Annotated in this window: 9 protein-coding genes; 5 read left to right on the top strand and 4 right to left on the bottom strand. The window is 68.6% G+C overall.

Annotated features, from left to right (window positions below):
* Positions 1 to 1,703: 1,703 nt before the first annotated feature.
* The 5 genes from ACW9TB_RS38050 to yjfF all read left to right on the top strand — a co-directional run bounded on the left by ACW9TB_RS38050 (position 1,704) and on the right by yjfF (position 6,826).
* A complete protein-coding gene (locus ACW9TB_RS38050; protein WP_472752976.1) occupies positions 1,704 to 2,147 on the top strand; it encodes a LacI family DNA-binding transcriptional regulator in 444 nt (147 codons plus the stop codon).
* 70 nt (positions 2,148 to 2,217) lie between these two features.
* Entirely contained in the window at positions 2,218 to 3,192 is a 975-nt protein-coding gene (locus ACW9TB_RS38045) for an ABC transporter substrate-binding protein (protein ID WP_472752975.1), read from the top strand.
* A 90-nt stretch (positions 3,193 to 3,282) separates the two neighbouring features.
* Complete coding sequence (locus ACW9TB_RS38040; protein WP_472752974.1) at positions 3,283 to 4,794, top strand: sugar ABC transporter ATP-binding protein; 1,512 nt, start codon at positions 3,283 to 3,285, stop codon at positions 4,792 to 4,794.
* A complete protein-coding gene (locus tag ACW9TB_RS38035; protein WP_472752973.1) occupies positions 4,791 to 5,849 on the top strand; it encodes an ABC transporter permease in 1,059 nt (352 codons plus the stop codon). The genes ACW9TB_RS38040 and ACW9TB_RS38035 overlap by 4 nt, the downstream gene beginning before the upstream one ends.
* Positions 5,846 to 6,826 (top strand): galactofuranose ABC transporter, permease protein YjfF, encoded by a 981-nt coding sequence (gene yjfF / locus ACW9TB_RS38030; RefSeq protein ID WP_472752972.1) that lies wholly within the window; start codon positions 5,846 to 5,848, stop codon positions 6,824 to 6,826. The genes ACW9TB_RS38035 and yjfF overlap by 4 nt, the downstream gene beginning before the upstream one ends.
* A gap of 396 nt (positions 6,827 to 7,222) precedes the next feature.
* Here the strand turns inward: yjfF and ACW9TB_RS38025 are convergent, their stop codons facing one another.
* From ACW9TB_RS38025 to ACW9TB_RS38010, 4 genes are all read right to left on the bottom strand, one after another.
* Positions 7,223 to 7,456 carry a hypothetical protein gene (locus ACW9TB_RS38025; RefSeq protein ID WP_472752971.1) on the bottom strand — a complete coding sequence of 78 codons (234 nt, stop codon included), beginning with the start codon at positions 7,454 to 7,456 and terminating at the stop codon, positions 7,223 to 7,225.
* A gap of 1,245 nt (positions 7,457 to 8,701) precedes the next feature.
* Positions 8,702 to 9,382, bottom strand: a complete 681-nt coding sequence (locus tag ACW9TB_RS38020) for a hypothetical protein (RefSeq protein ID WP_472752970.1) — start codon at positions 9,380 to 9,382, stop codon at positions 8,702 to 8,704.
* Positions 9,379 to 10,476 (bottom strand): N-acetylglucosamine-6-phosphate deacetylase, encoded by a 1,098-nt coding sequence (nagA, locus tag ACW9TB_RS38015; protein WP_472752969.1) that lies wholly within the window; start codon positions 10,474 to 10,476, stop codon positions 9,379 to 9,381. The genes ACW9TB_RS38020 and nagA overlap by 4 nt, the downstream gene beginning before the upstream one ends.
* Complete coding sequence (locus tag ACW9TB_RS38010; RefSeq protein ID WP_472752968.1) at positions 10,473 to 11,318, bottom strand: GntR family transcriptional regulator; 846 nt, start codon at positions 11,316 to 11,318, stop codon at positions 10,473 to 10,475. Before ACW9TB_RS38010 ends, nagA begins: the two co-directional genes overlap by 4 nt.
* Between the last annotated feature and the right edge of the window lie 41 nt (positions 11,319 to 11,359).

Here is an 11,359-nt window from a genome sequence, read left to right as displayed (position 1 = left end):
CGCGGAGGCGGAGGTGGCACCGGCGGAGACCTGGCCGGTCACCGCCGTGAGCGTACCGAGCACGAGGGTGCCGAGAGCACCGGCGACCAGGGCCCGGCGAAGGCCGCCCAAGGATCGTCGGGTACCGGACGGGGGTATGACGTTTGAGCCCATCTCTGAGCCTCCATAACTGGATCACGGAAACGCGGAAGCGAACAGTCGCGAGGGGAAACCCGCAGGATCGACGCCGCGTCCCGTCATCAGGGAACGCACACCACCGGGCGTCGTGGTCGACGGCCCCGGATGCTCACCACCGACTCGGCATGGGGCCGTCTCGGGGACTCAGTGTGGAAACTATTACAAAATGTGTCAAGCTCATCCTGAAAGGTTCTTGCTCCCCATGTCCCGCACCTGCGCCAACGTCTCCCGGCCCCCGAAAAGCCGCGGTTCTGTCACCTGGACATAGACGCCTTTCGTGAAATTTTCATCACCTCGGACTGTCCGGCGACCCGTGAAGCACCAGGTGAGCCGCGCCTGCCTCCCACCTCTGTCGGCACGTCATGTTTCGTACTCTTGACAGCTTCTCCCCGCCTCGTGTTTGCTCCGCACCACCACCACAACCGTTCGACGGAGAAGGAGCCACGACCGGCAGGCGAAATGTTAACGCTCACATTTCACTGCCTCCCCGAAAACACGCGCGGCGACCGTGACTCTCGGACAGACACCACGTCCGCGGGTTCCCCCCTACGGTCGCCGATCTCTTGACAGGAGAGTTTCCCGCACAGCGAAGCCCGGATCGGCCAGACACGTCGGGTCTCGCCGTCCTCGGGTGACCGAGGACACCCGCGACGCGCCCGAGCCACCACACCCGCCGGTGAGTGGTGCGAACACAGACCGTCGGCCACACGAGCTGTCGGCGGCAGGGGCTCCCCGGCCGGCGTATCGACCGGATCGACGCGAACACCGCCGACCGGGCGCGGACCTGCGATCTCGCGCACGATGCCGCTGCGCATCGGCGGAGTGCCCCGGCGGCTGTCCACCCTGATCGACCTCCAGCTCCGGACCCGCGTCTGACGTGAGCGGGACGGTCGCTCACACGGTCCGGCAGGAACCGGCCTCGGCGAAGTACGAAACTGGCACGCGGCTATTCGTTGGCGCTCGCATTCTCCCTTCGGCAGACCGTGAAACGGGTTTGCCGCCGAGCCGTGGAAATGCTTTCAGGCGAATTCTCCGCCGGTGGATTTCCCGCCGCCCCGGCGCCGTTCTCCCGCCGTTCTCCCGCCGTTTTCCCGCCGTACGACAAAGTCATCTCGCCCCTTGTCTCCCGCCGGTCACGGTGCTCCGGGCGGTTGAAGGGGTCCGTCACCAAGGGCATGGTCATCGGCACTGCCGTCGACCGTTAGGTGGCCGTAATGGGCGATGGAATTGTCGCCGCCCGGCCGCCGTACCGGCTGACGGCGGGTGGTTGACGGCGAGCACGGTCTCGCCGTCGCGTTTCATCTAAAACACCTCCAGGCCCACGTCGCACAGTGCCACCGTGCCTGTTCCGCCGCTCCCGCGTTCCGCCCGCCGCAGGCCGATGGTTGGTTAACAAAAGGTTTCGGCGTGATGGGACCGTGACATGTGAAGTTCTTGACGCGACATGGTGTTAACGCTCACAGTCTTCCTAGATCGCACGAGAGGAGCGTCGGGTGGGACCTGGCCCGAGGCGTCGCCCGCCTGTCATGGCGGACGTGGCGAAGATGGCGGGCGTGTCGCACCAGACGGTCTCGCGTGTGCTCGACGACCACCCCGACGTCGGCGCGGAGACCCGGATCCGGGTTCCGTGCGCGATCGACCTGCCGGGCTACCGGCGCGACCTCGTGAGTCCTCGGACCGCCGACAGGGCGGGGGCGCCCGATGTCACCGGCTATCTGACCGAAGTGGTCGCTTCACGGCGTTTGGCGACCCGGCACCTGCCGGACCTCGGGCACGAGACGGTCCGGCACGTCAGCGGCCCGGCCGGCCGCTCTCCTCTCGCGACCATCGGACAGGACTTCGGGGCCGTGGGCGGGCGCGGCGTCGACGTGCTCGGGCGGCGGATCGAGACAGGGGGGCCAGACGTGCGCGAGCGTCACGTCGTGCCTCCCCGTCTCGTTCTCGGAGCCGGTACGGCGACGATGCGCTAGTTGCCCACGGAAGCAGGAAGGGCGCTGACGCCACGTAAATGTTAGCGCTCACATCACGAAAGGACCCCCCGTGTTGCACAGGATTTCGGCACTGATCGCGGTCGGTGCCGTCGCGTTGACGATGACCGGCTGCGGAAACAGCGGCACCTCGGCTAACCCCGCCGACAGCACGATCACCATGGGTTTCTCCCAGGTGGGCGCCGAGAGCGGGTGGCGTACCGCCAACACCAAGTCGGTGCAGGAGGCGGCGAAGAGCGCCGGGATCGAGCTGAAGTTCTCCGACGCCCAGCAGAAGCAGGAGAACCAGATCAAGGCGATCCGGTCCTACGTCCAGCAGAAGGTCGACGTCATCGCGTTCTCGCCGGTGGTGGAGTCGGGCTGGGACACGGTGCTGAAGGAGGCGCGGAACGCCAGGATCCCGGTGATCCTGACCGACCGGGCGGTGGATTCGGCCGACACCACCCTTTACAAGAGCTTCCTGGGCTCGGACTTCGTGGAGGAGGGCAAGAAGGCGGGGCAGTGGCTGGTGGAGGAGTACAAGGACTCCGCCGATCCGGTGAGCATCGTGGAGTTGCAGGGCACCACCGGTTCGGCACCGGCCAACGACCGCAAGGCGGGTTTCGCGGAGGTGATCGCGGCCGATCCGAAGTTCAAGATCGCCGCCTCGCAGACCGGCGACTTCACCCGGGCCAAGGGCAAGGAGGTGATGGAGGCCTTCCTGAAGTCCACCCCGGACATCGACGTGCTGTTCGCGCACAACGACGACATGGGCCTGGGGGCCATCGAGGCGATCGAGGGCGCGGGCAAGGTGCCGGGCAAGGACATCAAGATCATCACCATTGACGCGGTGAAGGACGGGATGCGGGCCCTGGCCGACGGGAAGATCAACTTCATCGTGGAGTGCAGCCCGCTGCTCGGCCCCCAGCTGATGGACCTGGCCAAGAAGGTCGTCGCCGGTGAGCAGCTGCCGGCCCGGGTGGTGACCGAGGAGACCACCTTCACCCAGGAACAGGCCAAGGAAGCCCTGCCCACCCGCCAGTACTGAGCCGGACCGGGCCGCCCCTGACGCGGGGGCGGCCCGGTGCCCGTGAAAGACCCGTGGAAGACCCGTGTCCGTGGAAGAAAGGAGCGCCGCATGGCCCACCCCGGGCCGATCCTGCGGATGAGCGGGATCGGCAAACAGTTTCCCGGCGTGAAGGCGCTGGACGCCGTGGACTTCCGGTTGCTGCCGGGCGAGGTGCACGCGCTGATAGGGGAGAACGGCGCCGGCAAGTCGACCCTGATCAAAGTACTGACCGGCGTGTACGACGTCGACGAGGGCGAGATCGAACTGGAGGGCCGCCAGGTGGCCTTCTCCAGTCCGCTGGCCGCCCAGCGGGCCGGTATCAGCACGGTCTACCAGGAGGTCAACCTGTGCGGGAACCTCTCGGTCGCGGAGAACATCTTCATCGGCCGCGAACCGCGCGGCTTTGGCCGTATCCGGTGGAGGGAGACGCGGCGCCGGGCCGCCGAGCTGCTGGGCCACCTCGACCTCGATCTCGACGTCTCCACCGCTCTGTCGACGCACTCCCTGGCCATCCAGCAGATGGTCGCCATCGCCCGGGCCGTGGACATCGAGGCCAAAGTCCTGATCTTCGACGAGCCGACCTCCAGCCTGGACACGAACGAGGTCGCCCAGCTGTTCCGGGTGATGCGGAGGCTGAAGGAGCAGGGCATCGCGATCCTGTTCGTCTCACACTTCCTCGACCAGATCTACGAGGTCGCCGACCGGATGACGATTCTGCGCAACGGCAGGCTGGTGGGGGAGTACCTCACCCACCAGCTGAGCCAGGTGGACCTGGTCGGCAAGATGATCGGCCGCGAACTCGCCGACCTGGAGAGGCTGGAGGGCAAGCCGCTCGCCCGGGAGAGCGAGCCGTTCGTGCAGGCCGGTGAGCTGGGCCGCGCCGGGGCCATCGAGCCGTTCACCCTGACCATCCGCGAGGGTGAGGTCGTCGGCCTGGCCGGGCTGCTCGGCTCCGGCCGCACCGAGCTCGCCCGCCTGCTGTTCGGCGCCGACCACGCCGACAGCGGCTCCCTGCGGATAGCCGGGCAAACGGTCAATCTGCGCACGCCGAGGGCGGCGATCCACCACAAACTGGCCTTCTGCTCGGAGAACAGGCGGGCGGAGGGACTCGTCCCCGAACTCACCGTGCGGGAGAACATCGTCCTCGCGCTGCAGGCCGCGCGCGGCTGGACCCGGCCGCTGCCCCGGCACAGGCAGGACGAGCTGGTCGGCGGATACATCGCCGCGCTGAACATCCGCCCGGCCAACCCCGAGCAGCCCGCCGGGAACCTCAGCGGCGGCAACCAGCAAAAAGTGCTGCTGGCCCGCTGGCTCATCCTGGAACCGCGCCTGCTCATCCTCGACGAGCCCACCCGCGGCATCGACGTCGGCGCCAAGGCGGAGATCCAGCGCCTGGTGGCCGAGCTGTCCAACGGCGGGATGGCCGTGCTGTTCATCTCCGCCGAACTGGAGGAGGTCCTGCGGCTCAGCCACAAGGTCGCCGTGCTGCGCGACCGCAGGCTCGTCACCGAGGTCGACAACGACGAACGCCTGACCACCGACGTCCTGACGGAGACGATCGCGAGCGGAGCGGCGTCATGACGGCGTTCCGCACAGCGTTCCTCAGGCATCGCCTGTTCTGGCCCGTGGTGATCCTGGCGGCCCTGCTGGCGCTCAACGTGGCGTTCACCGACAACTTCCTCAGCATCGAGATGAAGGATGGCCACCTCTACGGCAGCCTGATCGACATCATCAGGTTCGGAGCGCCGCTGATCCTCGTCGCGCTCGGCATGACGCTGGTGATCGCGACCGGTGGGATCGACCTGTCGGTGGGCTCGGTCGTGGCGATCTCCGGTGCGCTGGCCTGCCTGTGGATCAGCGACCTGGGCGACCAGAACTCGGTCGGCGGCATGCTGGGCGCGGCCGGCGTCGCGCTCGCGCTCTCGCTGGGACTCGGTGTCTGGAACGGCCTGCTCGTCGCGAGCGTGGGCATCCAGCCCATCATCGCGACACTGATCCTCATGGTCGCCGGCCGCGGTCTGGCCCAGCTCGTCACGGACGGGCAGATCCTCACGGTCAACAGCGTCCCGTACAAGCTGATCGGCGGAGGCTACTGGCTCACGATCCCGTTCGGGATCATTATCGTGCTCGTCGTGTTCGCGCTCACCGCGTTCCTCACCCGGCGGCTCGCCCTCGGCCTGCTCATCGAGTCGGTCGGCGGGAACGCCAGGGCGAGCCGCCTCGCGGGCGTCGGCGCGCGCGGGGTGATCGTGACGGTCTACACGTTCTGCGCGCTGTGCGCGGGGATCGCCGGTCTCATGATCAGCTCGAACGTCTCCAGTGCCGACGGCAACAACGCCGGCCTGTGGATCGAGCTGGACGCCATTCTCGCCGTCGTCATCGGCGGCACCTCGCTGTCGGGTGGCCGGTTCTCGCTCAGCGGCACCGTACTGGGCGCGCTGGTCATCCAGACCCTGACCACCACGATCTACTCGATCGGCGTGCCGCCGGAGACGACGCTGCTGTTCAAGGCACTCGTGGTAACCATCGTGTGCCTGCTCCAATCCCCGGCCTTCCGCGCGAAGGTCATCCGCCGACGGCGCCCGCCCACCGGCACATCCCCGGCGGCGCAAGAGAAGACGAGGGTCCCGGCGTGACCACCCCGACCGTCCCGGCCCTGCGCGGCCTTCCGCGCGACCACCTCCCCACCCTGGTCACAACCGCCCTGCTCATCGCCATGTTCGTCGCCGGTGGGATCAGGTACGAGGGGTTCGCCAGCGGGCAGGTCGTTTTCAATGTCCTCATCGACAACGCGTTCCTGCTGGTCGTGGCCGTCGGCATGACCTTCGTGATCCTCACGGGCGGCATCGACCTGTCGGTCGGCTCGGTGGTGGCGCTGTCCACCATGGTCGCCGCCACGCTGCTGAAGCAGGGCTGGCCCGCCGTGCCGGTCATGGCGCTCGTACTGGCCATCGGCGTGACCCTGGGCCTCGGCATGGGCGCGATCATCCACTTTTTCGAGATCCAGCCGTTCATCGTCACGCTGGCCGGGATGTTCCTGGCCCGCGGCCTGTGCTACGTGATCGACACCGCGTCGATCCCCATCGACGACCCGACGTTCACCGCCTTCGCCCAGACGCGAATCGACCTCGGCGCCGATCTGTGGATCTCACCCAGCGTGGTGATCGCGGCCGTCGTGGTCGTCGTGGCGATGTACGTCCTGCGTCACACCCGGTTTGGCAGAAACGTCTACGCCCTCGGCGGCAGCGAGCAGTCGGCCGTGCTCATGGGCCTTCCGGTGGCCCGTACGAAGATCACGGTCTACGCGGTCAGCGGATTCTGCTCGGCTTTCGGCGGCCTGCTGCTGTCCTTCTACATGCTGTCCGGGTACGGCCTGCACGCGGCCGGGATGGAACTGGACGCCATCGCCGCGGTGGTCATCGGCGGCACGCTGCTCACCGGCGGCTCCGGATACCTGTTCGGCACCGTGATGGGCGTGCTCGTCCTCGGCCTGATCCAGACGATCCTCAGCTTCGAGGGCACGCTGAGCTCCTGGTGGACGCGCATCTTCATCGGACTGCTGCTGTTCGCCTTCATCCTCATGCAGCGCCTGATCACGGCTCGAAGAAGGTAGGCGCAGCCGGTTGGTCTACCGGATCCGGCCGCATCGAGGCCACAGGGGTGAGCGCCGCAGAGCCTGGTCGTACGGCCAGCTGAGCCTGAACGTGTCGAGGGTGCTGGATCTTGGGCGACGCGCTCGGTGGGCATCGCGGCGCTGTGTAAGGACGTAGTGCCCGGCGACGGAGCCGCTCACAGCGTGGTTCTCGGACGGGTTCGTAGAGCTCTGACCGTGTTGGGGCGAGCCTGGGATCAACTCACGCGAGCCGGGTGCGACGGCTTTGGCGATGCCGCCCGGGTACGTGCTGGGCATGGCCGCCGCTTCCGTACCCACCCGAAGCACGCGTGGAGCGGCCCCGCGAGGTACTGCTTCGCGGGGCCGCCGTCCGTTGGAGCCGGTCGCCGGGGGAGGCTAGTCGTTGGAGCCGCCACCGCAGTGCTGCTGCTCCCAGCGTCCGGTCCTGTAGCTGTAGCAGTAGTAGCAGCCGTCGTCCCTCCAGGCGCATTGGCTGTCCGGAGGCGCCCCCGGGGCGACGTGCCGGGCCGATGCGCAGACGCTTGAGCTGGAAGCCTGCGCGGTGACGGTTCCGGCGACGATGAGAGTGGACGCCGCCAGCGTGACGGCGAAGAGCAGACGTTTGAGCATCAGAGATCACTCCCTGAAGTGAGGGTCGCGATGAGGACCGTGGTGAGGACCGAACCCCGCCTTGACGGGGATGACGCGCGTCGGTTCCGGGCCTCGGGACACGTCGATACGGCGCCGAACATCTCTCAGACTAATCGCGGCATCAGGCGGAATCTCCCAGCCAGCGGCAAAAGGTTATTTTCACCTCATTGCCACATAAATGCGGATATTTAAATTCGTTGGAGAAACATGGCATCGCCTTAAGTTTGACCGCCGCGAGCGGTCGAGTCGCGGATTCATGCCGTCGGCGGAGGTGCGGGAAGTGGTTCCCTGGAGGACTCAACGCGGTGCCACGAGGGCGGAAAGCGACAGGCAAGGAGTGCGTCCGGCTCGGGCTGGACGGTTCAACCGGTCGCCCGTTCGGTGGCGAGGATGAGACCTGTCCCCCTTTTGGGAGCGGTCTACGCGTGAGTGTCGGCCGCACCGCCGGAAGGAGGTTTTGTGGCCGCATGGATGGCGGCTGAAGGTCACCGGCGAGCGGGCGCGTCTGGTGAAGGCCGGCAAACCCGAAGCAGAAAAGGGCTCCAACACCCCGGACGGTAATCAGTCATCAGGGAATGAAACACCTGATGAGCCTCCATCGTGAGCAGAGTTACCCAGGAAGATCAATCGAGGCGGCCGTCGCTGCGCACGCTCATCTCCAGAAGGAAGCCGTCGACCTGGCGGTGGATCGTGGCGAAGGTGCCTCCGACGCCGATCGCCACCACCTTCGTGCCGCCGCACCGCGCCGCGCCTCGCCCAGGACCATGACCAAGACGTCGACGCCGTCCAGGCCGCTGCTCTCCGGGGCGGTGATGCGGTTGAGCCAGGCAGGCCAGCCGCCAACGAATGTGCCACCAGGCCCAAACGAGTAAGAAGTCGCAGGTCAACGGCGTGTTCTGAAGACCGTGACGGCTCGGGGCACTCGCCCTCTCCCCGGGAGAACCATCGCCTGGCCTGGGCGATCAACCCGGCTGTCGGCTGGTGACACGCTCGTTGACGACACCCCAGCCTGCCAGTACCCGCCTTCGGCGCCGTGCACACGACCGATCACTCCGGTGGGTGTTCCGGCGAGGCGCACATCACCGGCGGCGGCACGCACGTCGTTTCCTGGAAGACTGGAAGAACGGTGGCGCCGCGCCCGGCCTCTCCCGCGTGACCCGGCCGGGGGCCCGTTGTTCCCGCGGGCCTCCGGCCGGTTTCGCGTGGAGCTGTGGAGCTGTGGAGCTACGGGACGGAGATGGACGCCGCGCCCGCGAAACGGGCGGTCAGCCAGACCGGGTCGACGATGGCCGAGCCGACCACGACGGCGTGCGCGCCGGCGTCCATGGCCGCGCGGACGTCGGCGAGCGCCGAGTAGCCGCGCTCGGCGACGACCGGCACCCCGGCACCGGCCACCAGGGTCTCCACCAGCCCGAGATCGGGCAGCGGCCCCGTGTTCGCCTTCGCGGGATACCCCATGGTCGACGAGCTGACCATCGCCGCGCCCGCCCGTACGGCGGTGCGCGCGTCGTCGAGTCCCGGCACACCGGCCTTCACCGGCACGCCGAACGCGGCGAACGAGGAGATCAGTTCGAACAGGTCCTGGCCGTCGTGCCGCCGCGCCGCCGAGTCCGCCTCCAGTTCCACGACGTCGGCACCGGCCTCGACGAGGGCGGCCGCGTGGGCGAGCGTCGGCGTGATGCGTACGACCCCGCCGTGGGAGTCGTCGATGTTCACGGCGAGCACGGTGAAGCCGGGGACGGCGCGCTTCACCGCGCGCACCGCGTCCGGCCCGTCGACCTTGACGGCGACGGCGCCTCCGGCCTTCGCGGCGGCGGCCAGCCGGACGACGTCGTCCACGTCCTGCCAGGGGGACTGCGGGGAGGGGGTGAGCGAGACGATGAGCCCGCGGGGAAGGACGTTCACGCCACGAACTCCTCTCCGCCGACGAGCACGCGTTCGACGTCGACGTTCTCGTCGGTCACCACCAGGTCGGCCGGTCCGCCGAGGGTCAGCTCGCCCACACCGGTGAGCCCGTAGAAGCGGGCGGGCGCGCGGCTTGCGAGGTTCACGGCGCGGTCGATGGGCCAGTCGTGCTCGACGAGCTTGCGTACCTGCTGCAGGAGCGTCACCGTGCTGCCCGCGAGCGTGCCGTCGGGAAGGCGCGGCACCCCGTCGGTGACCGTGACCGTGAAGCCGCCCACCGTGAAGACGCCGTCGCCGGCCCCGGCGGGTGACGCGGCGTCGGTGACGAGCATGGTGCGGTGCTCGGCGGCCTTCAGCGCGAACAGCGAGGTCTCGCGCGACAGGTGGATGTCGTCGGCGATGAGCTGGATGGCGACGTCCTCGCGGGCGAGCGTCGCGCCCGCGATGCCCGGAGCGCGGTGTCCGAAGGAGATCATCCCGTTGAACAGGTGCGTGACCGCGCGGGCACCCGCGTCGAACGCGGCATGAGCCGTCGGCGCGTCGGCGCCCGAGTGCCCGGCCTGTACGATCACTCCCTGCCGGGCGGCCCAGGCGATCAGTTCGGGGGCGCCGGGCAGTTCGGGGGCGACGGTGATCGTGCGCAGCGGGCCCGCGTCCAGGAACCGCCGTACGATGCCGATGTCGGGGTCACGCAGGTACTCGGGCCGGTGCACGCCGCGGTGGTGCGGGGACAGGAACGGTCCTTCGGCGTGCACGCCGACGACCTTCGCGCCGCGTGGCCTCGCCTCCCGCAACGTCCTCAGTACGCGCAGCTGGTCGGCGACGTTCTCCTCGGAGTCGGTGATGACGGTGGGCTGGACGTGGAACACGCCGTCGCGGGTGAGGGCCGCGAACGCCGCCTCGAACTCCTCCGCCGTCGCCGCGTTGAAGTCGACCCCCGCGTACCCGTTGACCTGAAGGTCGACGAGGCCGGGGAGCACATACCCCCGCCCGGTTGACGGCAGGCCGGCACGGATGAGCCGCCCGTCGCCGACCTCCACGTCACCCTTCACCCAGGCGCCGCCGATCACGGCGCCACGTGCGGAAACTCTCATCTGTACAACCTCGCTAGATCTGGGACGACGCGGCCCGTCGCCTCGGCGGCCGCGCGGGGGCGGGGGCGGCGTAAGGTGCCGGCCGCGCCTTCCAGGGCCGCCCGGAAGCGGTAACGGTCGCCGCGGTAGACGCTGCGGCACCACTGCACGACTCGTTGGTTCTCGTCGAACGTGGTCTGGACAATCTCAAGGACGGGGTCGCCCGGGGGCAGGCCGAGGCTCTCGGCGATCTCGGGGGCCGCGCCGCGCGCCTCGATGACGCAGTCGGCGGCGATCGCGTGCAGTCCGTACTGCTCGGCGAGCGTGCCGTACAGCGACGTCGTCGTGAAGTCGAGCTCACCCAGCCCCGGCGCCAGCCCTTCGGGGATGAGCGAGAAATCGATCAGCGTGGGGATGCCGTCGAGGTGCCGCAGCCGGACGAGTTCCACGACGGGGGCGCCCGGTGCGATGCCCAGAAGGTCCGCCTCGTCCAGGGAGCTCGCGCGGGTCAGGCACTTCAGTACCCGCGAACTGGCCGTCAGGCCGTTCGCCTCCGCGAGGTCCGAGAAGCTCACGAGCCCGGTCGCGCCCTCCTCGATCGACTCCGCCCCCGGCTCGGCCGGGCGGACGGTGACCAGGCCGGGCGCCTCCCGCCGCACCCACCGGGCGCCCGCGACGACCTTGACCAGGCCGTCCTTCTCAAGATCCTTCAACGCCTGGCGGACCGTCACGCGACTGACGTCGAACTGCTCGGCGAGCACCCGCTCGGACGGCATGCGCGTCCCGGGCGCGATGACCCCCGACTCGATGCGTTCCCTGAGGTGCTGCGCGACCATGCGGTGCAGGACTGACGAACTAGACATAACCCCGATTGTGTCCGTTGGAAGTGTCGTGGATGAACGTA

This window comes from Streptosporangium sp. H13245 (genome assembly GCF_055690525.1).
The sequence above is the reverse complement of the archived record's forward strand: the minus strand, read 5'-3'. Positions and strand labels throughout refer to the sequence as shown.